Origin of the sequence: Vibrio penaeicida (assembly GCF_002933855.1) — a bacterium.
Lineage (GTDB): Bacteria > Pseudomonadota > Gammaproteobacteria > Enterobacterales > Vibrionaceae > Vibrio > Vibrio penaeicida_A.
The window spans coordinates 1-25778 of the sequence record NZ_BFAQ01000066.1 but is presented as its reverse complement, the minus strand read 5'-3'; the positions used below and the strand labels follow the sequence as shown (position 1 = coordinate 25778).

Here is a 25778-nt window from a genome sequence, read left to right as displayed (position 1 = left end):
TAAAAACACTGGCAAAATACAAAGCTATATAAAGCATCAGCTAGAGCAAGATAAAATGGGAGAACAGTTGTCGATCCCATATTCGGGTAGCCCGTTTACGGGCCGCAGGAAATAGTCATATGCAAATGTCAGATCACTACGCGCCTGCTAGGGCGCAGCCAGTAGGAGAGCCTTATAGGCGCATATGAAAAACCACCGGCTATGCCGGTGGATACTTTTTTCAATTAACGAAGCTTCTTAAATAGAAAAGCGTCATTTTCTTTATAGCGAGCTGCTCTATAGCGAACTGCTTTTTAGAAAATGGCTTAGTAGCGAATGTTGCTCATTTCAAAAGCTAAGCCTTTGTCAGTCACATCAAACGTCATGTTCGCTTCGATATCATCTTGAATGAACGGCTCTAGTTCCGCAGGAACTGGTTCACCACTGCGTTCCATCATCTCTACAAACGGACCAAATAGTTTGCTGTAGCTGATGTAAGTGTTGTATAAGCCATTGGATTCTAGAGCTTGACCGAACAGGTTCGTCGCTGCTTTTGTTGCCGATTCGCCAGTATAAAACGTCAGGTGGTTGCCTTTCGATGCGACATAGACTGTACCAATGTCTGCGAATTGCTCAGCCAATTGTGGCGGAACTTCAACAGGTGTACCGTCTGCTGGAATTTGGATTTGTGCTAGGGAAGGATCCATCATTTGAGCCGCTTGGAATAGTGCGACAGGGTTATCGGCTGAAATCGATAGCGACGCATCCAGCATGTTCAGCTCTTCACCGTATTCGCCTTCACCAAAACCGTAATCAAACAAGTTGAAGCTTACACCTTTCAGACCATTTACAAAGCCTGTTGCCATACCAACCATCGCAGGGTTCGCCTGACGAAGACCTGCTTGCATTTCGACTAGAGGAGCACAGCTGTATTGAGTTGCTAGGCCGTCTTGCCATATCGCATTCAGAGCGGGTGCCAATTTGTTTACATCCACACCCAACCCAAATGATAGCGCACTGTTTTGAGTGTCATTCAATGCTGGGATAAAGCCACGGATAGACTTAAGTGCATCTAGGATCACTGAGTTTTTGCTCTCAACTAAGATATCCATGTCCATCGTCATATTTTCATTGACGGTTGCGCCGAATACCGTTCTTGGCCAGTTTGCAGCAATACCAGCGATTTCTGTCTTACATTGCTCCGTTTGAACAACGGCCAATGGGTTTTCCGAAGACGGATTCTCTGTTTTGATTAGCTCACTAATTTTAGCGATGTGCTTAGCAAGCAAGTTGCCATCAGTTGTGGTGAAGCCCGTTGCGAACTGTTGATGATCGAGGTAACCAACAGAGTCTTTACCCAGTTCAGGATGCGCCGCTAGCATTTTGTTAATAGTGTCTGCTTGTGCCACTGACTGTATTGGTGCTTCGACACCCAAAGCAATCTTGAGAGGGCTTGTTGCCCCAAAGTCTGCTGAGTCTAGGGTAATGGTTGCAATGCCTTGATGAACAGCGACAACAAACTCAAGTTTTGTTTCATTGTTTTCTTCAGCCATGCTGTATGAGCGATAAGCCACATCGCCTACTTTTTTAGCAACATGCTTGAAATTACTGTCGGTTTCTACTTTATCGAACGTTGCCCAAAAGGCTTGTTCGTCAGCAACATCAAACTTGAAGACAGGCGCTAAACCAACAAGGTATACGTAGCTTGTAAGCGTATCAGGTGCACCAAAAGCTGCTTTGTATGCTTCGCCACTTTGGATAGCTTTAAAGTAAGTATCGCCAAGCGTGATAAAGAAAGTCTCACGATTCGTCATCTGCTGTGGATCGGTTTCTGTTAGTTCCAGAATGTCGTCCATTGAAGGGACGCTACCCATAGAACCCAAAAATTTGTCCAGTTCCAGTGGCGTCAATTGCGCTGAAACAAATGCAGAATCTGACGGGATTTGATCTAAAACAGATACGGACTGAGATGCCTGCTGCTGGGTGTAAAGATATCCACCAGCTCCCACTGCAGCAATACCTGCAGCGATGACTAACTTATTCACTAGCCTACTCCTTTTATAAATATAGCGTCCGAGAATAGAACTTATTGATCTAAATAACAATCTGTTGTGCGAATAAAGTAGAGAGAGGTCAAATAGATAAGATCTGAATCACAATGGCGACTTAATATTCATTTAAATCATGGTGTTACAGCTGTGTTTAGTGGAGAGTTTCGTTATTGATAAATTACCAAGTGAATTACTGGTTTATATGTCTTTAAATCTCGCTATGTGTGGTTTTATATTCCATATTTGGTTCTTGATCGATATATATTATAATAAAAAATTGATCCAGCAGAATAAGTGGTCGATTCTTGATGTAACTAGTTTGTGAATGATGTGTAGCTAAAAAGCTTCTAGGAGCGCCACTATGTTTTCGCATGAAAGTACATTGCAAATCACTCAACTTAGCCATAACGCTATCGCTCAGTTGTCCCCTTCATTTGACTCTCTGCCTCATACAAAACACGCTGATGGGCAATATAGGCTTCGGCGATATTCTGTTGTTAAATTTCTGCTGAATAGCTTGCAAGAAGTGAATCGGCACAATTTCGTGCAGTCGGAAAACATCAATCACTTTCAAGGAGATGTGATTCGTCAGTTTGAAGGTATTGAGGCTGATATCTTAAGTGGGGACGCTATGCACGAAATGTGTCAGCTGTTTGCTGAAGCCAATGCCTTGCCTGTTGGGCAAGAAATCGAAATTCACCAAATACGCATTGCGACTGTATTTGATGAAACGCCCGTTGCCCCAGAGGGGGTCCACCAAGACGGGTTTGACCATATTGCGATTGTAGGTATAGACAGGCACAACATCGTAGGTGGTGAGATCATGCTTTATCAAGATAACCACGAAGCCCCATTTTTTAGAAAAGTTCTAGAGAATGGAGAAATTGCGATTCTTGATGATCACAAGTTATGGCATAACGCGCAGCCCATTCGGTCAATCATTCGTGATAACGAAGGTCATATGGACGTCTTTGTTCTAACGGCGACGGATGGCAAGCTGGCTATGTAATCGAGAAAGCTGGAGAGCGTGGCACTCCAGCTTGTTTGTTTTTCTAGGCTTCAAACGTAACTTCGTATGATGTGAATTTACGAACGTTTATCACGCCCGTATCCATAATGAGGTATTGACCTTTAATACCTTTGAGAACCCCTGTCACTTCTGGATTCTTGTCGAAATTATGAGATACGATCTTGGTCGGGTGCTCAAGTACTGGGTAAGCAATCTCGGTGGGAGTATCAACAAGAGGTATCACGGAGCCTTCACCATATTTCTCTTTAACTTGCTTGATGACTTCATTCGCATGAGGCATCAGTTCTTTGGCAAGTTCTTCTAATGGCAGTGGTTTAGCGTCGCCTTTTAGAAGTGTCCGCCAGTTCGTTTTGTCTGCGACGTGTTTGGCGAGTTCTACTTCGATTAGACCAGAGATATGACGATTCTTTACTTTGTAGATAGGCAACCCTTGCGTGGCACCTTGATCAATCCATCGAGTCGGAATCTGTGTATGACGCGTAATTCCGACCTTCAAACTTGAGGTGTTTGATAGATAGACGTAATGGTCAACCATGCAATTCTCTTCCCCCCATTGAGGCTCTCGGCAAGTCCCTTGCTCGTAATGGCAAGTTTCCGGCTTCATTATGCACATATCGCAGCTTGCAAGCTTTCTCATGCAAACAAAGCAGTGGCCTTGTGAGTAGCTTTTTTTGGTTTTCTTACCGCAAGAACTGCAGAAAATGTTACCAGTGTGAGTGAGTTTAATTGGTTTTCCGATAAACGCATTTAGTCCAACCCGCTCTTCACCGACGGGTAGGGAATATTCGACACCTTCTGAAAGCTGAGAACTCAGCTTTTTCAGAGTACCTTTTGTATTGATTGACATGACATTACTCTTATTTGTTCACACCTTTAATAGGTGTGTTTGTTTTGTTTGTAGATTTTAGCAAAGTTATCAATTATCCCCGAATGGGATTTACAGGTATTAGGGATGCCAAGTAATTTGAGCTAAATATAGAATGGTAGTCTTTGTCATTGATTTTTATTGATGTACATCTTTATTTACTAAATTTTGACTTCATCTCTGTCATAAATTTCGTGCTTATAAGCACAGTTATGGTATCTTGCACATATGCATTGTTGTGTGACTCCAGTTCCATTTTTTTATGGAGTATTACACATTTAAATGAGGTGTAGCATGAATAGAAAACATCATTTGAGCTTTATACATAAGGTTTTTTTGGTGTTGTTGTTTGGTACATTGTCGGTAATAACACTTTATTACCAATTTGGAGATACGCAGCGCCTAGCAATTTCGCCTGAGCATTTTACCTTTTTGTCGACAGATGATAGGCAATCGGGTGGTTCGACGGAGTCTGAATTGCAGGTGGAAGGAGATCAAGCGCGTCTTCAATGTCAGTTAAACCGGAGCGAATATGCATGGCCATATTGCTCGGTTTCTATACAGCTTTCTAATGATATAACGAAGGGAATCGATTTATCTAACTATCATACGGTTAGGCTGAATATCGACTACCATTCTAACGACCCAGAAGCCCGATTAAGAGTGTATTTACGGAACTATAACTCTGCCTATTCAACGGCAGATAACGAGTATTCCGTTAAATATAATGGTTTAGAGTTCGCTCCAGGCGTCGGGAAAGGCGCACTTGTCATTCCAATGGAAAACTTCCAAGTAATGACTTGGTGGTTAGCGGATTTTGATACTGATATCGAGCACGCTGCTCCAGAATTCAGCAATGTGGTTTTATTTGAGATAGCCACGGGCTCACATACAGAGCTTGGTGATCATGACATCAAAATAAACAGCATAGAATTTGAAGGGCATTTTGTTGATGGAGAAAAGCTGATGCTTACCTTGGTGCTGATTTGGACAGTACTTGGTGTAGCACTCTTTTGGTTCGATCACAGCAGAAACTTAACAGCCATCAGCCAAGCGAATGCGCGACATCTTCACTTGAAGGCGGTTAATGACCGATTGCGCCAACAAAACACGCGCTTTGCAGAAATGGCACAAGTTGATGCTCTTACCGGGGCAAGGAATCGCCACTCGGTCAGGAATTGGTTGGATAACGCCGCCAAGCAGACGGAAACTGGCTTAGACAAGTTATCGATGATTTATTTGGATATTGACCATTTTAAACAAATCAACGATACCTTTGGTCATCAGATTGGTGACGACATACTGAAGGAATTCGTTCTTGTGGTCAGTGCTGTTATCCGTCCTAGCGATCACTTAGTGAGATGGGGTGGAGAAGAGTTCATTATATTCTGTCGAGATAGCAGCTTGGAACATGCTCAAGAAATTGCCGAGCGTATCCTATGCAATGTGAGAGAACATACATGGCTTCATAGTGAGCCATTAACATGCAGCGCTGGTGTGGCAGAGATGGAAGATGAAAGAATGACAGAAACTATGGCGAGAGCCGATGAAGCGTTGTATCAAGCCAAACACTTAGGACGAGATCGAGTCGAAGTTCATTTTCGGCGCTGTGAGAAAGCATCAGAGCAGATCAGCTAGAGCAGAACTGTTAGCACAGGTTCACACTGTCTCAGATCCATATTGGAAATATTGTGTTTTAGAAATTTGAGGGCTCAGGCGAGTCCTCGTTTTTTGTTTTGTTTTCGTTTTCTATTTCCAAACTCTCTTCTGTTGCTTGTGCGTTATCTACTTGCTCTGAAGAGTGATTGTCGAAAGGTGAGATAGGTAAATGCGGACCTTCGATACTTTCTATTGGAACTTTAGGTCCCATGAATTTAGGCTGCTTATCAATGATATAGAGATCGATTAGCGCGTTTGCTCTCGCAAGCACTTCTCTTACACGAACAAACCAACCACCCGATCCAGTGGGCCCCGGTACTGCCAAGCATACCGCTTTTATTCCATGATAATTGGCAATATACAAAGCACGCTCGCAGTGGAATGCTTGCGTCACAATTATAAAATCATCAGCATCAAAAATGGCTTTTGCTCTTACTACAGAGTCGAGGGTTCTAAAACCAGCGTAGTCGAGGTAGATGGCATCTTCAGGTATGCCAGCTTTTAAAAGATCCCGTTTCATGGTCCATGGCTCATTGTAAGAGCGATGCGCATTGTCGCCACTCAATAAATAAGACGATACCTTTTTATCCAAAAATAATTGAATAGCAGTATTGATGCGGTGGGTGTAAAAGTCGTTTAGGGTTCTGCCGATGTATTTACTGGTGCCTAGAACCAATGCGACATCGTGATCGGGAAGCGTTTCAGGTTCGAAATACACTTGTGATTCGGTTTGCCAACTTATCCAACGATCGATGAAAAGGAGAGCGCCGAGTAAGGTAATTCCAGATAGCAGAATTGCCAACGCTGCTCTGCGAAGCCACAAGATAAATGAAGATGGTAGAGAGAGTTTCAGCATGCTAGTTCCAATATCAAACCTGCCGATTTCGCTGTGCCCAGATACCCACAAGAGTAAACCATAATAGCAAGGCTATCACTAGCCAGTCACGATCAAGGTGAATTAGCCATTGTGAAAGAAGAGGCGACATTTTCACAATGAAAAAACCAAACCCAAATGCATTGATGGCAATGAAAGCAAAAGTTCGTACGATAAAGTGATGACCAGAAAGTACCCGGCGCATAACCCGATTAATATCCGAGCCAAACACCACCAATCCGCAGGCGATAACGGCTGTGGAAATTTCAGATAGATAGGGAACCAGTTTCGTTCCTAGAGTGGTAAGTATCTCTAACATAACCACTAATCTTACGGTTTCATGCTAAAAAGAAAAGCCCATAAAGGGCTTTTCTGAATGAAACGTGCATTTCTTCCGACAATTTGTGTAAATTGATTAGAAACTCATCAGGTCATTTTAGAACGCTGTGCGTTTGTACTTGCGGTACACTGGTTGCCAAAAATGCTGGTTGATTGCTTTTTCCAGTGCATCATCGGTAATTTCTAGTGCTACACCTTGCTCGATAGCTTTCTTCCCAACAGCGAACGCAATCTTTTTGGAAACCATATGGATTTCTTCCAGCGGCGGAAGCAGGGCACCCGTGCCTTGTTGGGCTAGGGGGGAACACTCTGCCAGAGCTCGGCTTGACTCCATTAGCATTTCATCCGTCACGCGTGAAGCAGAAACCGCAAGAACGCCTAAGCCAATTCCAGGGAATATATAGCTGTTGTTGCACTGGGCGATTTCAAACGTTTTGCCATCATGGATCACAGGATCAAATGGGCTACCGGTTGCAACGAGCGCTGCGCCGTCCGTCCAGCGAATGATATCGTTTGGTGTCGCTTCAACACGGCTTGTTGGGTTCGAAAGTGGGAACACGATAGGGCGATCACAACCTTCATGCATGGCTTGAATGACTTCTTTGCTGAACAAGCCAGGTGCACCAGAAACACCGATCAGTACTGTTGGCTTGGCATTTTTAACCACTTCCAGCAGTGAGAATCCTGCGTCATCAGACTCCCAATCTTTGGTGTTGGCATCTTTCTGAACCAAACGTTTTTGGAAGTCCAGCAAGTTTTGCATGCCTTCTTGGAGTAAGCCCCAACGATCGACCATGTAAACTTGTGATCTCGCTTGTTCATCAGACAGTCCTTCAGAGACCATTTGAGCAATGATGGCTTCAGCAATCCCGCAACCGGCAGAGCCCGCCCCCAAGAACGTAATTCGTTGCTCAGAAAGTTTGCTTCCAGCCGCATGGCAAGCCGCTATCAAAGAACCTACTGTAACGGCAGCCGTGCCTTGAATATCGTCGTTAAAGCAGCAAACGCGATCTTTATAGCGCTCTAGAAGAGGCATCGCATTCTTTTGTGCGAAATCTTCAAATTGAATTAGTGCATCCGGCCAGCGGCGCTGGACGGCTTGCATAAATTCTTCAACAAATGCGTTGTACTCAGCACCTGTGATGCGAGGGTGACGCCAGCCCATGTACATTGGATCGGCAAGGCGTTGAGGGTTGTTAGTACCAACATCCAATACGATTGGTAACGTATAGGCTGGGCTGATACCGCCACACGCTGTATAAAGCGCTAACTTACCGATAGGAATCCCCATGCCACCGATACCCTGATCACCCAGACCAAGGATTCGCTCGCCATCCGTCACTACAATCACTTTTACGTTGTGGTTAGTGGCATTGTTGATCAAATCATCAATTCGATCACGGTTTGGGTAGGAGATAAAAATACCTCGACCGCGGCGGTAAATGTTCGAAAAGTTCTCACAAGCCGCACCAACTGTCGGCGTATAGATGATTGGCATCATCTCGCTGATGTGATTTTGAACTAAGCGATAGAAAAGGGTTTCATTCGTGTCTTGGATATTGCGCAGGTAGATGTGCTTATCCATATCACTTTCGAAGTTTTTATACTGTTGATATGCGCGATCAACTTGTTCTTGTATTGTTTCGGTCGATTCCGGAAGCAAACCTTCAAGGTTAAAAGAAATGCGTTCTTCTGCGGAAAAAGCACTGCCTTTGTTTAAAAGAGGCGTACTCAGAAGAGCTGGACCCGCGTATTGGATATATAAAGGGCGTTTATCGTTATTCATTAGTGACTCGGTAAGACATGTATCGGGCGTAGATTGAAATGATAGCGGTTTGGTTACATTCTTGTAAACCGAACTTCTCTAATTCGCTAATTATTTAGGGTCTGCTGATCTTTCGTGGTTAAATTTTGTTCGAGTTCTATGCCTTTTAATCGCGGCGCAAGGTGTGTAGCCTAGTCATTCTAAGCAAATACCTTGCAACAATGAGTAAAAGGCATAGAAACGAACCCTTTGGGCAGCATTTGTGGCTTATTTCTACTGCGTTATCGCTCATTGATGTAGAGTGACTACACCGAATAAGCTCTGCCTTGTATAAATCACCCACAAATTGCTGCAAAAATCATCTCGAAAGATCAACAGACCCTAGCAATAGTTTGAGGTTTGTGTGCCTCAAACTGCTATTTATACTCAAACTACCGCAAGAAGCAGGATTCATAGCTTTATCTTCTGTTTCAGCGCAACGAGCTTTCTCGATGCATATCGCTTAGGTTTGGGTATATACTCTGCGCCACATTTTCAAATTTCTCTAGATGACCTTTTCTCATGCTTCCAATCGACGCGATAAAACCTGAATTTGATTCTTTGATAGATCAGCACCATTTAGTTGTGGAGGCTGAAACCGGATCAGGTAAATCGACTCGCTTGCCGCTATGGGCTACAAAATTTGGGCGAGTATTGGTTGTTGAACCAAGGCGAATAGCGTGTACCTCACTGGCTGAATATTTGGCGAAGGAAGACGGAACAAAACTTGGCGACAAGATCGGCTATGCGATCAAACTGCAAAGCTTCTATTCCGAAAACACTCAAGTAGTGTTTGTCACACCTGGTGTGGCGCTGCGCTGGTACTCTGAAAACAAACTGAGTAACTTTGATACGGTGATGGTGGATGAATTTCACGAAAGACGTTGGGATACGGATCTTCTTGTTTCTATATTACGCCGTGAAGAGCAGCACCGCCTGATTGTTACCTCCGCAACACTAGAGTCCCAAAGATTGGTTGATTACATTGGCGGAAAACGAATATACGCAGAGGGGCGGGTGTATTCTGTGAGCGTCGGTTATCGCGCAAAGGATACAAGGCACTTACCCGATATCAGGGGAATTGAGCAGAAAGTGCGAACCGAGGTCGAGCACTGTTTACAGGAGACCAAAGGTGACATTCTTGTTTTTTTGCCGGGTAGAAAAGAAATCACACAATGCCAACAAGCTCTGTCTAACCTAGATGATGTGCTTGTTACGCCTCTCCATGCTTCTGTATCGGATACTCAACGCGAACTGGCTCTGAAGCAACAGGACCAGCAGAAAGTAGTATTGGCAACCAACGTAGCGGAAACCTCACTGACCATTCCCAATATTTCGGTGGTGATAGATAGCGGGTTGGAAAGGCGTACTTTGCAAAGAAATGGTCGAACGGTTCTGAGCTTAAAGCACATTTCAAAGGCAAGTGCGAAGCAGCGAGCGGGGCGGGCGGGGCGCGTTCAAGATGGTATTTGTGTACGGTTGTTCGGGGAGCACGCGCCACTGGATGCCGTAACACCACCAGAATTGCACCGCGAAGAGCTCACCGAGGCGATGTTAACCAGTGCCAGTTGTGGGTATCCTTTAGACACATTAATCTTTCTTGATCCACTACCAGAAAAATCGGTAGCACAAGCCATTGAACGACTCACGCAAATGGGTGCAATTGATGATCAAGGTGCAATTACCACTCATGGCGAAATTCTCTATCCACTTCCTATTGATGCATTGTACGCAGACTTACTGACTCGTTTACCTACCAAACCATTGCGCGAAGCAATGGTGGATCTAAGTGCTGTCTTATGTACACCTGCGCGCCTCTTCAAGCTGCCAGAAAGTGAAGACAAGTTAGAAAAACTCAACCAATGGGAACCCAAAGGCTGCGACGCACTCACCCTAATCAAACTTATTCGCGGAGAGTCATGTGATGCCATTTTTGTTGATGCGCAAGTACTGAGCGAAGCACAAGCACTAGCGAGACAAATGCGGGATGCGCTATCGCTACCCGATTTAGAGGTTGCGTCTCGGTTCGATTCAAACCTATTTGTAAATGAAATCGCGCGGCTTCATCCCGAGCTTGTTTTTGTTCGCAGAGAGAAACGTAGGCAAGCTCTGGGCAATGGGTACAGTGAGTTGACGGCCGGAAGGGATTCTCGATTTCCCGATACAGCAGAAGCGGCAGTCGTACTGGATCAACATAGTTTACCGGGAAGAGGGGTCAAACAAACGCTAAACCTCGCGACCATAATGTTGCCCATGGCGATGAAGCAAATAGAAGCACTGGATATCGGAGAGTGGGCAAATGGCGACATGATAAAAATTGAAGAAGAGTGGGTTACACGCTCTCAATATCTCTACGCAGGTCGGGTAATTGCCGAACGTTTGAGTGAACCACAAGGTGTGGAATCGGTTGCCAATGCCCTTATTCAAGGCAAAGCGTGGAAAGGGTTTGCAGAAAAACTCAAAGCGGATATCGCGGCTTGGAACTTGTACAAAGCACTGGAAAAAAACAATTCCGAAGACAGAGTAGAAAGTGCAGCGTGCTGGCTAGAGCAACAGTTACGAGACCTCGGCGTTGAAACACTTGCGGATCTTGAATTACTTGATCCGGAAGATATTCAATTTGAAGGTATTCCATATTGGGAAAGAGAGGATTTTGATGAAAAATTCCCAACTCTGCTCAATATCGGCGATTTGCAACTGACTGTAGAGTATTTTCCAAGTAAAAAGCTTGTCCATGTTTTATACCTTCGCGGTCTAAGAAAAGGTGACCCGAAACGATGGGAATTACCGCGTTGGAGCGGATGGCGTGTGCAATACCGCAAAGCCAGCCGGATTGTTGATATTAAAAACTAAGAGCTATTTGATCTGAGGTTTTGGCGTAATCTTTGCTTGTCTATTTGAAAACACTAATAAAAAGACAAAGGTTGCCGCCGGTGCAAAAACCATTATTCGCCATTGTTGGAATTTCAATATCAATCGCTTTTTCTTATCCGTTGATGGCTAAAAGCCTAAGCAGTATTTCTTCCTATGAGGATACGTATGTTATTGGAAGTTATACCAATGACATTAATAAAGCAGACTACATAGCGGGTGGGTTTGAAGGCGCTGGAGAGCTACAATCACTTGAGGCGAAGTTTAAATTTTCCTTTTCATTCCCTTTACTGCAATTTACATCAAATTCATCCTTGGTAGCCGCTTATTCTCAAACGTCATTATGGCAAGCAACAAACAATAAAATCTCCTCTCCTTTTCGCGAAACAAACTACAAGCCGCAAATTTTTGTGATGTATCGTCCTGACCTGTTCATCATAAACAACATTGAGTTGGGATATAAACACCAATCTAATGGGCAAACCGCGTCGCTATCTCGTAGTTGGGATAGAGCTTACCTCGCTCTTGAGCGGCTTGATGGCCCTTTTGAATATGGTATTCACGCTTGGTCTGTGTTCGGTCGGACTGGGGAAAACCCAGATATCGCAGAGTACTACGCGCCATGGAATGCGTGGATGAAGATTCACTCGACATTTGGTGTCTTCGATTTAAGCGGATTTTATAACTTTGATACAGACCGAAGTGGTGTTGAAGCTGGGTATACGTTCTATATAAATGACTTTGTCGGCTTATATACCCAAGTTTACCATGGGTACGGAGAAACGCTGATTGAATACAACCACAGCCATACTCGAGTTGGGATTGGTCTTAAACTGGTTAATTGGCAATAAATCTTCTTAGTTAAATAAGTAAATAGCTAAGCAAATCAGCCCACCAAGTAAAAGATCCGGCCAAGTAAAAGCGGTAGCGAGGTCGAAGTGCGAGATTCCAAACCTTACCGCCTGATTCATTTCAACTATGTTCATATTGTGTAAATAACCCTACTTTTTTATAGCCTTTTCTTGTGAAATAAGGTCATAACAGACGATTGTTTTATATCATATTGCTATATAGCAAATTGTGGTTAATAGTGAGTTTATATGTAATCCCACATCAGTACAGGTGGTATTGCATGTATGGCGTTAGGGTTCGCTTGACCTTGCCAAAACCTTTTCGTTATACCAATCACAGTAAGTAAGTGTTCATAAATAGCGAAGGAAAAACGCTTGAGAACAAGGCAAAAAATTTCGATAAGTAGTTATTCTACAATCAAATTTTTTAACGCAGTTATCGAGTGTTTTAACAAGCTAGAATGAGTAATTACTTACTACGATTGGTATTGTACATACCAAAAGGTGATAAGCAACGATGCAAAGGCGTTGTGTTTTAAGAAATAGTCTTCGGATATTTCGCTATTCTCAATGTCGGGGGGCATTATGGATAAAACTAAAACGGCGGACATTGTTTTCGATTACACCACTTTTTTAGGTGTAGTTTGCCGCAGGAAATGGACATTTTTGGAGGCGATTCAGTCTTTCGCGCCGATCTTTGGTGTGGTTTGGAAAGACAGCTTGAATCAAATGCAAACTCCGCAAGATAGAATCTGGGATCAGGCTTTATCAGCTTTGTCCGCTCAAAATAGTGATGAAACAAACCTTGTTAGGTTAGTGAAGCTGGCAAGAGCCGAAGGGGTCGAGAAAATTACTCTCATTATGCCTTATGAACTAGAACAAGATCAGAAAGCCAATATAGGTAAGAAGAGTCACTCGGTGATCACGGATCTGAATGAAGATGAATTTCTAATCGTGTTGGAACAAGACTAAATTTCAGATATTTGAGTGTTGAATTAAATGCATTGAAAAGAGAAAACCCCTGAACTGAATTCAGGGGTTTTTAGTATGTTTTAGACCCGTTTGTGAAGAATCACAGAATGCCTTGGTTTTTCGCCATCGTATGAGCGATTTTAGGCGCTTGCCATAAACAAGGCACCAAGATGAACGATGCCGGAACTGCAGTGATCACGATGAAAGACTGCAATGCAGATATTCCACCTTGACCGAGAGAGATCAAGACAATTGCCATTGAACCCATCACAACACCCCAAAATGCGCGCATCATTGCATTTGGTTCGGTGTCGCCAGTGATAACAACACTGATTGTGTAAGTCATGGAATCACCTGTTGTGATAATGAATGTTGTTGTTAACACTAAGAATAAAATGGCGATCAATGTTGAGTAAGGTAGCTGCTCAGTAATGGCAAGTAGTGCACCAGGTAAGTTGAACCCTTCAAAGCCCGCTTTAATCACACCAGGGTTTGCTAACTCAAACGCCAAACCGCTGCCGCCAACAATACTGAACCAGAAACAAGTGATTAGCGGCGCAGCGACGCTTACCGCAAGGATCAGTTGTCGAATAGTGCGACCTCTGGAAATACGAGCAATAAAGATCGCCATCATTGGCCCATAACCAATAAACCATCCCCAGAAGAAAACGGTCCACCAACTCAACCAGCCTGTGTCACCTCGGAATAAAGCCATAGGCACAAAGTTATCGATCATGGTTGCCATGCCTTGCATGTAACCATCGATGATAAAGCTTGTTGGACCTGCAATTAGAATGAAGAAGACTAACGCAACAGAAAGAATGATGTTGTAACGGCTAACTAATTGAATGCCTCTGCTGAGCCCACTCAATGCTGAAAGGGTGTACATAGCCATTGCGAAGAGAATAACCGCACTTTGCGTAGCAAAGCTGTCTGGAATGCCAAACAACGCGTTCAGCGCGTAGCTTACTTGTAAGCCAAGGAACCCAATTGGCCCAATCGTACCAGCGGCTACAGCGATAATACATACTGCATCGATAGCGTTTCCTAGTTTACCGTGAATCGCTTTGTTGCCAAAAATAGGGTAAAGCAGCGTACGCGGCTTAAGTGGTAATCCTTTCTCGTAGTGAAGGTACATCAACACAACCGACGATAGGCAGCCTAATATTGCCCAAGCAAGAAAACCCCAATGCATGAAAGATTGGGAAAGGGCGTTTATCGCCATATCTCTTGCTGAAGACTCATCAAAAATAGGTGGGGCTGAAACGAAGTGTGCAATCGGCTCGGCAGCAGCCCAGAATACGCCACCGCCAGCAAGTAACGTACAAAGTACAATGGAAAGCCACTTGAATGTGTCAATTTCAGGTAGCGCCAGCCCACCTAATCGTACATAACCTGTTTGACCTAGCGCTAGAACTATTCCAATCACAAAATTCACGAGCAATAAGATTTGCCAGAACGCGCCAAACCACTGAGTGGCATAGCTGAATCCAGAATTGATTAAGGACGACAGTAATGGAGTGTTAACGAGTGCAAGCAAGACAAACATTAAAAGGAAACTTCCGCTCAGCCAAAATACAGGGTTGTTGAATCCAAGTTTCTGGAGGGTTGTACTGGCATGTTGAGCAGATTGAATCGCTGAGCTGTCAGCCTCTGCAATACTGGGCTGTTCAGGACTCAGGATAGTTTTAGACATATAAATTTTCGCTTTTGAAACCGATAAACCAAGCAATATTACCGCGATAAACTTAGATTCATTCGCCAATAGATGCTCTAGAAATCCGCCCACATTTGTATTTGACGGGTCTAGATAAGTGGTTGATATCAGATTGTGAGTTTCCCTCACAGTGAAAATTACTGTGAGGTTGATCATAAAAGCGTGCAATCCTATCACGTTAAGATTACAAAATGCAGCAGAAATCGCACTCATTTTATTTACAGAATGCGTGATTTATTTAGGGGCTTTTGCAGTTAGAACTAAATGAAATGTCGTACTGCCGTATATTGGGTCATCGCCCACCAGCAATTTCTGTAAATGAGCCAGTAACATAAGAAGCTTCATCAGACAGTAACCATGCAATTGCATTGGCCACTTCTTCTGGCGTGCCGCCTCTTTGTAAAGGTAAAGAAGAAGCGAGACGATCAACGCGACCAGGCTCGCCACCGTCAGCATGGATGTCTGTGTGAATGAGACCAGGACGAACGGCATTAACGCGGATATTCTGAGCTGCTACCTCTAAAGAAAGACCTTTGGTTAATGAATCTACCGCGCCCTTAGAAGCGGCGTAATCCACATATTCAAACGGTGCTCCCAACCTTGATGCAGCGGAAGACACATTAACAATAGCACCGCCTCCAATCATGCGTTTCACCGCTTCTCTACAGCATAAGAAGCAGCTGGTGGCGTTGGCTGCCATTACTTTGTTAAAGCGTTCAACATCCATATCCACTAGACGAGATTGGGTAAATAGAATTCCGGCGTTGTTTACTAAGTGAGTGAGCGTTCCAAGCTCTTTTTCTGCTGTATCAAACAAACGAATAACATCGGTTTCAACGGATACATCGGCGGCGCACGCAATGGCTTTGCCTCCCTCATTTTCAATCAGCTTAACGGTTTCGATTGCTTCATCTTGGCGTGTTCGATAATTGACACACACTCGATAGCCTTTTGAAGCCAATAGAATAGAGGTGGCTCTACCGATACCACGGCTTCCACCCGTAACGATCACAACCTTGTTCATAAGTATTCCTTAGGGGGTAAGCTCTCAAGAGGGTTTTTGAAGCAAATCTTTCGTCATGAATTCGCTGTTTGGATCCGGTTGGTAATCAGCGAAAGGTGCACAGTAAACAAATCCATTTTTCTCATACAGGGTGCGGGCGGGTTTAAAGAAATCCATAGAGCCCGTTTCTAAACTGATCTTTTCGTATTTTCGATCTTCTGCTACGGAAAGCAAATGTTGCAATAAGTTTGAAGCCACTCCGCGATTTCGAGCAGTTCTGGCGGTACGCATGGATTTTAATTCGGCATGGGACGAGTCAAGTTCTTTTAAGGCTGCGCAGCCAAGAAGCTCTCCTTTGTCCCATGCAGACCAAAATGTGATGTCGGGTTTTTGAAGCGCATTAAGATCCAATGCGTGGACACTTTCTGGAGGAGACGTTGCGTACATATCATCCAAGTGTTCATTGAGAAGTGCGACGATTTCTTTACCGTCCAATTTATCGATTTTGATTTCCATATCTTCTTGTTTCTTCTTACTTCTTCCATTCAAATTAAAATGAACATTATCAAATATGCCCTCAGGTGAGCAAGAAAAAGAGCTCATACAAATGAATGGAGAGCTCGATAGGAATAGAATGTTTAACCTTGTGGTGAATCAATTTTACTTTTGAGGGATGAAACTCATGATTCTGACATCATTTATCGGAGCGTTGCTAGACAGTGCCAAGCTCGCATGGCGAATAGGAGATTGGAGTAAATAACTCCACCATTGCTGAGTCTGCTTGGTATAGCTAATGAGTGAGTCGTTGCTGATACTATCTGTATTTAAACCGTCTGTACTTAAGCCATCTGTACTTAAACCATCTGTATTCAAGTCGTCAGAGTTTAGGCACAAGTGACGACAGCCATGAATTAGCCCTTCGCCAGTCGCTTTTAGCAGCGACTCTTTTAGTGCCCACAAATGGTAAAACTGCGTGGCATTCTCAACAAATTCGTTTTCGTGCAAAACACTGTTGGCTCTTCGTTTCCATTTAGATGCATGGTTGTGAACAGCAATATCAAGACCTATTTCAGTTTTGGAAGTAACGGCGACCACCATTACGCCTTGGCTGTGTGACGCATTAAATTTCAGCGATCCCTTATCCAAGTAGGGCTTTCCGAACGTTTTCTTCAAGACAACATGTTGGTTAGGTTCTCCATTGATATACATGCTTAATACATGACGTTGAAACAATTTACTGGCGGCGAATTGCCACCGGGTTGTTTCTGGCTTCAACTGAAATTGTGTGCGCTCAGACTTGGACAGACCATTAAGCTTTGAGAGTGTCCAATTCTTGCAAGGAATCCACAACCAAACCTCGACAGAGTTTGGCTGTGGTGGTGCCATATGGGGAGTGCTTGAACCCATGGCTATGCGGTTTTGGTTGTCTGAGTAAATCCACCATCTAAGACGATATTTTGACCATTACCCAACAACTGATATTTTGCAAGGCTCACTGCCAATTCAGCCACCTCATATGGTTGTGCAAACCGCTTTAGAGGAATGCGATCAAACGCGCCCGGTTGTTTGTACCAAGGTGCCTTTTTTATCATCTCAGTGGCGACTGGTCCAGGGGAGATAGCATAAGTGGTTAAGGCTTCGAGCTCGATGGGCGGAGCACTGGCAAGTTCCTTTGTCCATTCAATTAACATCGCCTTGGCAACAGCGTAAGCACCTTGCCCAGCCCTTGGCCGTACACCAGAGATACTTGCCATATTGATAACACAAGGCGCATCCGATTTTTTAAGTAATGGGATGCATCGCATAAACAAATCTTGAGCAGAATAGAAATTGGTTTTAAGTACCGATTGCCAGTCTTCTATGGATGTTTGTGGAATCAGGTTATCTCGAAGTATTCCAGCGTTATTCACCAGCACATCTAGTTTATCGATTGATTCCAGAGCCTTTAGTGTTTGTGCTTCGTTATTGATATCAAAAATAATTGGAAGAACGACAGCGCCACTGGCTTGCAGTGAAGCAATTTGCGATTCTATTTCTGGTGTCAGCGTTCTGACATTTAGGTATACCGCGTAATCACATTGAGAAAACTGCTGCGCGATGGCCATTCCGATTCCTTGCCCTGCGCCTGTAATTAATACCGCTTTCATTTTATGCCCTTAATCCTTCAATAAATGGTTACTTACAACAGATGTCTATTTACAACAGGTGCTTGCCTACGGTAGACAGTTACTTGCCATGCTCCATTGCACTGATTGCGCAGTGAGATACTCACAGCCTTTCAGCTCAAGTAGTTGAAAATAGGTGTTTCTGTCCATTGCTTTATTACTGCTGATGAAGTTGATTCGAGCTTTTTTCCCCGAGAGTTCCATCGCTGCAATTTGACAAAGCGTTTGAGCACCTTTCTGAATGACGGCGTTATCGCTCTGTTGCCAATGGACCCAAACTTGGCAACCACGCTTTCGCATTAAAGGTCGATAAAGCTGGTGGAAAATTTGGAATAACTCATCCAACGCACGCGCATCGCTTTTTCCTTGATGGCTCAACACAATCTGCTGTTTTGATTCCGCCAGTGTTTTACTGATTTCATCAGGCAAGTCTTGTTTGGTTGAGATAGAAAACCTCTGTAACTGCTGATCAGCATTGGTGACGTACAAATTAAATGGACTAATCATATTGGGACTCCAGAAACGTGCGAATGCTTTGATTCACGAGTGCGTGTGCTTCAATGTTGGCGGCATGTGTGTTTAGTGGTAGGCATGTCCACTCGAATGTAGTGTTCGAATCGATGAGCGCTTTTTGTAGCTTGGGGGGGCAAATAAAATCGCCTTCAGTACCAACCAACAATGCAGGTATTGTTAATGGCAGTGGTTCGACATTTTCGCGATCGCCGATAGCGTTTAAAAAAGAGATCACCGAATGCCTGTTGTGGTTATATTCGACATATCGCTGGACAACTAGCGTTTGAAAATCCTCTAATTGTTCCAAGTAATCGTCGCTAAAAAACCAAGAGTATGTCCCTTGGAATATGGTGGCGAGCGGCACATCGGTTTCTAGCATGTGCTTAACGTTCGCCATCATTTTTTTACCTTTCATCGATATATCGATTGCAGAGTTCACCATCACAAGCTGGCTAATAAGGTGCGGATATCTTTTCGCCAGTTCCAGTGACAATATTCCGCCAAATGAATATCCGACTAACGTAATATTAGGCAGTCGTAACTCTTCAAGTAAACCAGCAATAGCAACGCACAATTGATCGTATGAGAACTCCGAAAATACGCGTGAATCGCCGCATCCAGGGTAATCAATAAACACTTGCTTGTGCTCTTTCTTAAAGAAAGCAAAACGGCTTTGTTTGATCCAAGATGGTTCCCCATGAAAAATACCATTCAGGAAAACCAGTGTTCTCTCTGCATTCTGGTTGCCTTTGACTGCGTAACTAAGCTCAAATTCGGGGATGGTGTACTTCACAAGACTACCTCTTCATGTCGATATTGTTCGAAATCTTCAAGGAGGTCGCGAGCTTCAAAATGCTTATGAGGTGCGCGACGAAGTGTCACACTAGAGAGCCAAGCAACTTGTTCGCCATTTTCTTTTGTTACGCAAAAGCGCGATTGTTGGTCTTTGTCATCGACCTTATCAACAAAGCCGCGCATGGTGTATTCAGTGTCGGCAGAGAAAGAGGTTGGGAAATAAGCCCCTTCCATTTGAACAGGCAGTTTGGCGTGAAACTGAGGTTTGGTTGTGCTTTCAATTTGAATGCAATTAAGAACAGAAAGTTGCAAAACGGAATCGAAAGCCAAAGGCGATAACCAGAAACGCAGACCGGGCTGGATTGATTGCCAGTTTTCCAATTGCGCTAAATTGAACTTTCCGGCAATGCCTTCCAGTTCATTGTCCAGATAAATATCGCCTGTAATCGTTTGAAATAATGGTCCATGAGTTGGATGGAACGTTTGGTAGTAAAGCGATTGTGGTAATTTCAGTGGGTTTAGCGCTTTCGGCTTATTATCATGATTAGCATTCTCATGCCGGCTTTGAACGTCAATGATAGCGGTTGCGACGACACAGTCTTTACGAATCACTTTTCCGTTTTTGTTGGTTAAGTCCATCGTTAAACTGAGTTCGAATTTTCCTACATTATTTCTGAAGCAATCTACGGTGAGTGATTGAGTCTTGCCAAAAGGAATGGCGATACCGCGAAGTTGTTCAACCTTTTCGATATAGAGCGGAAAAGGGTTGTCTACACCGGCGCAATGCGCGGCTGTTTGTACCAGCAGCTCTGTTGTATACGCAAATGGAAATAGGCAAAGGCGATTAAACACATGGTGTTTTAAAGCCACCATTTTGTTGGGATCGATGGTGATGTTGAGTTGTACTCGATCTTCCGTCTTTTGGATGGAATCAGCCCAATGAATGAAAAAAGGCGTTGAAGTCGACATTAGTTGCGTTTCTCCTGCAATTGGTAGTTCTTGAATTCCACAATTAGGCTCATGTCTGAGCTATTCCAGACGGTAACGTTAACGTGACCGTCATCCTTTCCTCGGGAGACTTGTGTAATGAGGAGTGATTCTTTTACAGGACCATAAAATCTCATCGATTCAATACCAGCTGGCCAGGCAGGTCGATTGGTCAGGTAAGAATAAAAGACGAGGTACTGCACGCCGGAAATGGCACCATGAGCAGGCGTTGCAAAGGTGATATCGGCGCTGCTGCCAAGGTAGTAATGCAGGCTGTCTTTAAGGTCGGAGTAGCCGTCTAAGCAATATTCAGCTGGGGACCATTCGTAGCAAAAATTCGTTGTGGCAAACAGCGAACCCATAATGGCGGCGGACTTCTTACGGAAGTTATGTAATACCGATATCTCGATGGGCTCTACATCAGTCGGTTTATTGTGAGTAGGAACGTTATCTCGCTTGAATTCTAGTGTTGCAGTTAGGGCGAGTACGTTTGCTCGAATAACACTTCCGCCTTTAGAGAGTTTGTCGCACCCAATCGATAAATTGTAAACGTCTTCTTGCTTGCTCCATTCGATGTACAGTTTGTTATCGATGTTCTCTTGAACTTGGATAAAGCGCCTAGATTTGATGTTGCACAGTGAGAAGCTTTGAATGTCGAGTTTCCCGTTTTCAAATTCTTCAATAAACGGGCTTTGTTGTAACAGCGCAACGGCGTACTCCAGCAAGAAAACCGTTGGGATAACTACCTCACCGTTGATTTTATGTGAATACAAATAGCGATGTTCGGTTAAATTGATGTTCAGAATGCTGCGCAGTGTTTGATTCTCAAAATCTTGAGATTCAAGGTTATTTTGTATCAGGCTAGAGGTCACTATGATTCTCCAAACTTAGAAAATATGACCGTGGCATTTTGACCACCGAAGCCAAAGTTATTCGACATCGCGTGGCAAACTTCCAACTCTCTTTTGCCATCTGCGACATAATCCAGATCGAGTTCTGGATCGGGCGTTTGGTAGTTGCGTGTGCCATGTATCACACCATCGCGCATGGCGTTAATGCACGCAATGGCCTCTAATGCACCTGCTGCCATTATTCCGTGTCCAATCATAGATTTAGTTGAAGAGACAGGAACATTATAAGCGTGCTCACCAAACACCTTTTTAATCGCATTGGTTTCTGTTTTGTCGTTCATTTTGGTAGAAGTGCCGTGAGCGTTGATATAGTCAATTTGCTCAGGTTTTAGCCCAGCAGTATCCAATGCGCCTGCTAGAGTCCGGCACGCTGCTCTTCCTTCCGGGTCTGGATCCGTAGCTCGATATCCGTCTGTATAAGAACCATATCCCGTTACTTCCGCTAAAATGTTCGCGCCTCGTTTTTGTGCTGACTCTAGTTCTTCTAGGATGAGCACGCCACACCCACTTCCCATAACAAAACCGCTTCGCTCGGCATCGAAAGGTCGACATGCGGTATCCGTATTCGGATTGGTTGTGAGTGCGCCAATACGAGTAAACCCGATCATGGCATTTAGGTCGAAATCGTACGCTCCGCCAACAATGGCAGACGTCATTCGACCACGGCGAATTTTCTCAAAAGCTTCGCCAATCGCGTTGTTACCTGATGCGCAGGCTGTTCCTACACTCAAGCTTGGACCAGTAAGATCGTAATAGCGCGAGGTAAAGTGATTAATACTATCGGTATCATCGACTTGTGATCGAGCCGCAAGGGTAGGGCATCGTCTGAGCTCGTTAAGCCAAGCTTCAAGATCAACATCACCGCTAGTGATGGCTTTTGCAAAAGTAGGCAAATAGGCATCGACATCCATTGTCGGGCTGTAGGGACGGTCAGCAATCATGCATGCTGTGTCTTGATAGTTAGGATCCGAGAAATCAATCCCCGATTGCTCGACCGCTTCTTCAATGGCAAGGAAGAATTTTTTGATGGATGGATCTGCCGTGGATATTGATGCTAATTTTGTGTTAGCGAGAATGTGCTCTTCCATTGAGGGCATAGTGGCAGCAATAGAGACAATGTCACCGCTAACAGGCAGATGGTTGATAGGGCTGATACCATTCTCACCTGCCAATAATGATTGCCATAAAGTTTCCGACCCTGCACCAAAGGCGCTAACGGCTCCCATACCAGTTACGACCACGCGTTTCATGATTTTGACTCCTTGTTTATCAATAAGCTGACTTCATTGCCGAGATAGTCAATGTGGTGACAAATGACCTGCTTTAGTGATGCGTTCTTGTGTAAGTGTTTTACATAATTCAGGCTTTTGTTCAGTGGCTTGCGGTCGATGTTTAAAACGGGAGCAAGGTATTGGTGTTTTAACTGCAGACAAGCATAAAGTAGCGAGCACCCACCGGCTGCACCGTACGCAAATCCGGTGTAGTCATTTGAGCAAACAATTGGAATGTCGCCGCCAAAAACGTTGAATACGGCTTGTGCTTCACATTCGTCTAACTCAGGAATCCCAGAAAGAGTCAGTTGGATTGCATCGATCTTCGATGAATGGGTGTTAGCCTTGTGCAGCAGCTTTTTTAAGTGCGCTTCAATGGCAGAAATGGTGTTTTGTTTCGATTGTTTAAAAAGCTTGGGCAAGTAATTGTTTTGATAAGCGGCAATTTCACCATAATGATCGAGACCACGCCGAGTTGCTATCTCACTGCTTTCAATAACAAAGCTAACCCCTGCTTCAGCCGATACAATGCCTTCATCTTCTAACGTTTTAGCAACGGGATGTTTTTGTTCTAGCCGAAAGGCATGATCAACCGAAGCTTCTGATTCTGAAGCGCCAGCAAGAATACGACTGGCACGCTCATCTTGAATGGCTTCCATCGCTTCACCTACTGCCATAACGGCCCCAGCCGGACCATTCACGATGCTGTAACTCATTCCGCGCAGCCCATATTGAATAGACACTTGCCCGCCAGTCGTATTGGGCAAGCGGGGTAAAATCCACAGGGGTGGGAATTGCCGATAATGTTCTAAACCTAACGATTCATAGTTGATGGATAGATCATCGTTTAGGCAAGCAAGATAAGGGGATGTACTGTTTTGAAATCCTTGGCAGAAAAAGGAGCCGTAGATAACACCACTGGTTTCTTCGTATTGAGTAAGCTGGTTGGAATCCAATTGTGCATCGGTAAAAGCTAACGCTGCGCTTGATACACCAAGCTTAACTTGTGGAGTCATCATGCGAATGGATTTTTTATCTTTAATAAAATCACGAGGATTGAAATTGGGCACAGCACCAAGCGGATAGGGATAGTTGTCATTAAATCGAATCCCAGTTTCGGCTTGCTGATGGCCTGCTAAATGTTCTTCTAGGGTTATTCCGAGCGAAGTAAACCCGCCCAGTCCGGCAATAACCGCAACAGGTGTTGGCATGAGTATTTCCTTATTTTTAAGGCTAATATGTTCCGAGGTTAAATTTATCTGAGCCTAAGCAGCTTCGATGCTAAATTTGAAACGTATTAGCGTGTTCTGTATTTATCTCGGGTATCGAATTGCGTTCAAATATTAAAGTGGTGTTTGATCCCCCTATACCACTTGAATTGTTCATGCAGTAACGAAGACGATGAGACATAGGGGATTTCCCAACCAAATTGATATCGCACGACGGATCGAGATGATCGAGGTTTGGGTTGGCGTGCAGTGTTTGGGAGATTAGGCTTTGGACACACATGATGGACTCAATTGCGCCGCTCGCGGCTAATGTATGCCCTAACATTGCTTTACTGCTATTCACTAATGGGCAGTGGCCTTGAAAAACATCGTTAATCGCTTTCGATTCTTCTTTGTCGTTAGAAAGCGTTGAAGTGCCGTGCGCGTTGATGTAATCAATTTGATGTGGTTGTAGGTTTGCATCAGCAAGTGCACCGCGCATTGCTTTCGCTTTACCCTTTGGGCAGGGATCTGTCATTCTATAGGCGTCCATTGATGATGAAAAACCCGCGACGCTGGCCAGTATTTTCGCCCCTCTTTGAATTGCGTGCTCTCGCTTCTCAAGCACCAATGCTCCGGCACCTTCTCCAAGTACAAACCCACTTCGGAGTTTGTCGAATGGTCGCATGGCGCGAATCGCATCATCGCTTTTTGAGTGCATATTGAGCTGGCTAAATCCAGAGAGAAACGAAGGAGAAAGCCGGCTGTCGGCACCGCCTGCAACCATTACAGTCGCCTCGCCCGAGCGAATCATATTGTAAGCTTGCCCGATAGCGAGACTGGCACTAGTACATGCATTGACGATAGTGTTTCCATAGCCAGTGATCCCAGTCGCAACCGAAGATTGAGCAAGTACAATGTTTGGGTAGGTATCGAGAAACCATTTTGGATTTCGAGAAGCGGGAGGGGTAGGCTGATGCTCATCGCACAGTGACACTCCTGTTCCGACGATCATTCCTGATGAACGCCTAGGTAGTGATTGATGAGAATCGAAGCCCGCGTCTTCAAGTGCGCTCAATACAGAATGGCAGAACATCGAACTTATTCTGCCCATGTTTCTCAAGTTTTTTTTGTTGATATTCCAGCTTCTAAAGAAGTTAGAAAAATCAAACGAGTCTTTGCAAGAAGCCAACAGATGAACACCATGACCAGACAGCCAGTCTTGGTGGCTGATTAGTTTAATTCCAGATTGGTTATCTAAAACTCGATTCCATACGTCTGGAACTGTATATCCTAATGATGTATATAAACCCATTCCAGTAATGACGACATCTGAAGGTTTCATATTATGCTGCCTGCTTGTGAGAAACGAAATTGACTAAACTGTCAACTTTGAAAAATACATCTGCCGACTGGCTATCTATAAACTCATTAATAACAGAGTCGGAATAATGAGGATAGTCAGTTTTCAGCCTAGAAATTACTTCTTCAGAAACCTTTCCTTCTGAGTTTAAAAAACTCTCTTCTTGCAAAAATGCTGGGAATATATCTCCAGCCGATATTTTAAGTTGATACTTTTGTTCGATTGAATAAATGATATCGACAAAATCTATTGACTCTGCTGCGAGGTCATCAACCAGATTTGCCTGTTCTGTTACTTCTTCAGGTTCAACACCTAATACTTCCACAAGAATTTCACTTACTTCATTAAATAACATCTCATTTCCTTTTTACTGTGTGTCTGGATATCTTTTAAAACTCTAGCATGAATAAAAAAGCCTTGTAAAACAATAATTTAAAGTGGTTATTTTAAAGTGTGGGGAATCCTTCCTTTTATTAATGATAAAAAGAATTAGCACTGCGTCGCATTTTTATAATAAATTTAATTAATTTTTATATCATTAACATTATTT

At 43.9% G+C, this 25778-nt stretch carries 23 protein-coding genes and 1 pseudogene; 6 read left to right on the top strand and 18 right to left on the bottom strand.

Going from position 1 to position 25778, the window contains the following annotated elements; translation table 11 throughout:
• Positions 1–115, top strand: a pseudogene (locus VPNCDNU1_RS27745) (IS200/IS605 family transposase); the annotation flags it as partial.
• Between the two features lie 190 nt (positions 116–305).
• Here VPNCDNU1_RS27745 and VPNCDNU1_RS27740 read toward each other — a convergent pair.
• A complete protein-coding gene (locus tag VPNCDNU1_RS27740; protein WP_104403379.1) occupies positions 306–2024 on the bottom strand; it encodes a hypothetical protein in 1719 nt (572 codons plus the stop codon).
• A gap of 367 nt (positions 2025–2391) precedes the next feature.
• On the opposite strand from VPNCDNU1_RS27740, the gene VPNCDNU1_RS27735 reads away from it, so the two are divergent.
• Entirely contained in the window at positions 2392–3039 is a 648-nt protein-coding gene (locus VPNCDNU1_RS27735) for a 2OG-Fe dioxygenase family protein (protein ID WP_104403378.1), read from the top strand.
• A gap of 43 nt (positions 3040–3082) precedes the next feature.
• Here the strand turns inward: VPNCDNU1_RS27735 and VPNCDNU1_RS27730 are convergent, their stop codons facing one another.
• Complete coding sequence (locus VPNCDNU1_RS27730) at positions 3083–3907, bottom strand: DUF2797 domain-containing protein (RefSeq protein WP_104403377.1); 825 nt, start codon at positions 3905–3907, stop codon at positions 3083–3085.
• A gap of 330 nt (positions 3908–4237) precedes the next feature.
• On the opposite strand from VPNCDNU1_RS27730, the gene VPNCDNU1_RS27725 reads away from it, so the two are divergent.
• Positions 4238–5563, top strand: a complete 1326-nt coding sequence (locus tag VPNCDNU1_RS27725; protein ID WP_167404905.1) for a GGDEF domain-containing protein — start codon at positions 4238–4240, stop codon at positions 5561–5563.
• 58 nt (positions 5564–5621) lie between these two features.
• On the opposite strand, the gene VPNCDNU1_RS27720 is transcribed toward VPNCDNU1_RS27725, so the two are convergent.
• The 3 genes from VPNCDNU1_RS27720 to VPNCDNU1_RS27710 all read right to left on the bottom strand — a co-directional run bounded on the left by VPNCDNU1_RS27720 (position 5622) and on the right by VPNCDNU1_RS27710 (position 8583).
• Complete coding sequence (locus VPNCDNU1_RS27720; RefSeq protein ID WP_104403375.1) at positions 5622–6440, bottom strand: SanA/YdcF family protein; 819 nt, start codon at positions 6438–6440, stop codon at positions 5622–5624.
• Between the two features lie 13 nt (positions 6441–6453).
• A complete protein-coding gene (locus VPNCDNU1_RS27715; RefSeq protein WP_104403374.1) occupies positions 6454–6777 on the bottom strand; it encodes a DUF3392 domain-containing protein in 324 nt (107 codons plus the stop codon).
• Positions 6778–6894: 117 nt separating this feature from the next.
• Complete coding sequence (locus VPNCDNU1_RS27710; RefSeq protein WP_104403373.1) at positions 6895–8583, bottom strand: NAD-dependent malic enzyme; 1689 nt, start codon at positions 8581–8583, stop codon at positions 6895–6897.
• A 540-nt stretch (positions 8584–9123) separates the two neighbouring features.
• On the opposite strand from VPNCDNU1_RS27710, the gene VPNCDNU1_RS27700 reads away from it, so the two are divergent.
• The 3 genes from VPNCDNU1_RS27700 (at position 9124) to VPNCDNU1_RS27690 (ending at position 13295) form a co-directional block, all read left to right on the top strand.
• Positions 9124–11454: a helicase-related protein gene (locus VPNCDNU1_RS27700; RefSeq protein WP_104403372.1), complete on the top strand. Its 2331-nt coding sequence runs from the start codon at positions 9124–9126 to the stop codon at positions 11452–11454.
• A gap of 143 nt (positions 11455–11597) precedes the next feature.
• The gene (locus VPNCDNU1_RS27695; protein ID WP_104403381.1) at positions 11598–12323 is read left to right on the top strand and encodes a phospholipase A; all 726 of its coding nucleotides are present in this window, start codon (positions 11598–11600) and stop codon (positions 12321–12323) included.
• A 585-nt stretch (positions 12324–12908) separates the two neighbouring features.
• On the top strand, positions 12909–13295 hold the full coding sequence (locus VPNCDNU1_RS27690; protein WP_237324241.1) for a transporter: 387 nt from the start codon (positions 12909–12911) through the stop codon (positions 13293–13295).
• 100 nt (positions 13296–13395) lie between these two features.
• Here the strand turns inward: VPNCDNU1_RS27690 and VPNCDNU1_RS27685 are convergent, their stop codons facing one another.
• The 13 genes from VPNCDNU1_RS27685 to VPNCDNU1_RS27625 all read right to left on the bottom strand — a co-directional run bounded on the left by VPNCDNU1_RS27685 (position 13396) and on the right by VPNCDNU1_RS27625 (position 25583).
• Positions 13396–14991 (bottom strand): BCCT family transporter, encoded by a 1596-nt coding sequence (locus VPNCDNU1_RS27685; RefSeq protein ID WP_104403380.1) that lies wholly within the window; start codon positions 14989–14991, stop codon positions 13396–13398.
• A 313-nt stretch (positions 14992–15304) separates the two neighbouring features.
• Complete coding sequence (locus VPNCDNU1_RS27680; protein ID WP_104403370.1) at positions 15305–16036, bottom strand: SDR family oxidoreductase; 732 nt, start codon at positions 16034–16036, stop codon at positions 15305–15307.
• A 24-nt stretch (positions 16037–16060) separates the two neighbouring features.
• A complete protein-coding gene (locus VPNCDNU1_RS27675) occupies positions 16061–16531 on the bottom strand; it encodes a GNAT family N-acetyltransferase (RefSeq protein WP_104403369.1) in 471 nt (156 codons plus the stop codon).
• Positions 16532–16675: 144 nt separating this feature from the next.
• Entirely contained in the window at positions 16676–17401 is a 726-nt protein-coding gene (locus VPNCDNU1_RS27670; protein WP_167404904.1) for a 4'-phosphopantetheinyl transferase family protein, read from the bottom strand.
• Between the two features lie 23 nt (positions 17402–17424).
• On the bottom strand, positions 17425–18162 hold the full coding sequence (locus VPNCDNU1_RS27665; protein ID WP_104403367.1) for an SDR family NAD(P)-dependent oxidoreductase: 738 nt from the start codon (positions 18160–18162) through the stop codon (positions 17425–17427).
• A 66-nt stretch (positions 18163–18228) separates the two neighbouring features.
• Positions 18229–18687: a hypothetical protein gene (locus tag VPNCDNU1_RS27660; protein ID WP_104403366.1), complete on the bottom strand. Its 459-nt coding sequence runs from the start codon at positions 18685–18687 to the stop codon at positions 18229–18231.
• Positions 18680–19486: an alpha/beta fold hydrolase gene (locus VPNCDNU1_RS27655; protein WP_104403365.1), complete on the bottom strand. Its 807-nt coding sequence runs from the start codon at positions 19484–19486 to the stop codon at positions 18680–18682. Before VPNCDNU1_RS27655 ends, VPNCDNU1_RS27660 begins: the two co-directional genes overlap by 8 nt.
• The gene (locus tag VPNCDNU1_RS27650; protein WP_104403364.1) at positions 19483–20457 is read right to left on the bottom strand and encodes a polyketide synthase dehydratase domain-containing protein; all 975 of its coding nucleotides are present in this window, start codon (positions 20455–20457) and stop codon (positions 19483–19485) included. The genes VPNCDNU1_RS27655 and VPNCDNU1_RS27650 overlap by 4 nt, the downstream gene beginning before the upstream one ends.
• Positions 20457–21347 carry a hypothetical protein gene (locus VPNCDNU1_RS27645; protein ID WP_104403363.1) on the bottom strand — a complete coding sequence of 297 codons (891 nt, stop codon included), beginning with the start codon at positions 21345–21347 and terminating at the stop codon, positions 20457–20459. The genes VPNCDNU1_RS27650 and VPNCDNU1_RS27645 overlap by 1 nt, the downstream gene beginning before the upstream one ends.
• Positions 21347–22636: a beta-ketoacyl-[acyl-carrier-protein] synthase family protein gene (locus VPNCDNU1_RS27640; RefSeq protein ID WP_104403362.1), complete on the bottom strand. Its 1290-nt coding sequence runs from the start codon at positions 22634–22636 to the stop codon at positions 21347–21349. The genes VPNCDNU1_RS27645 and VPNCDNU1_RS27640 overlap by 1 nt, the downstream gene beginning before the upstream one ends.
• Positions 22633–23868, bottom strand: coding sequence for a beta-ketoacyl synthase N-terminal-like domain-containing protein (locus VPNCDNU1_RS27635; RefSeq protein WP_104403361.1), 1236 nt, complete (start codon positions 23866–23868; stop codon positions 22633–22635). Before VPNCDNU1_RS27635 ends, VPNCDNU1_RS27640 begins: the two co-directional genes overlap by 4 nt.
• Before the next feature lie 70 nt (positions 23869–23938).
• The gene (locus tag VPNCDNU1_RS27630; RefSeq protein WP_104403360.1) at positions 23939–25210 is read right to left on the bottom strand and encodes a beta-ketoacyl-[acyl-carrier-protein] synthase family protein; all 1272 of its coding nucleotides are present in this window, start codon (positions 25208–25210) and stop codon (positions 23939–23941) included.
• Position 25211: 1 nt separating this feature from the next.
• The gene (locus tag VPNCDNU1_RS27625) at positions 25212–25583 is read right to left on the bottom strand and encodes an acyl carrier protein (RefSeq protein ID WP_104403359.1); all 372 of its coding nucleotides are present in this window, start codon (positions 25581–25583) and stop codon (positions 25212–25214) included.
• Positions 25584–25778 lie beyond the last annotated feature (195 nt).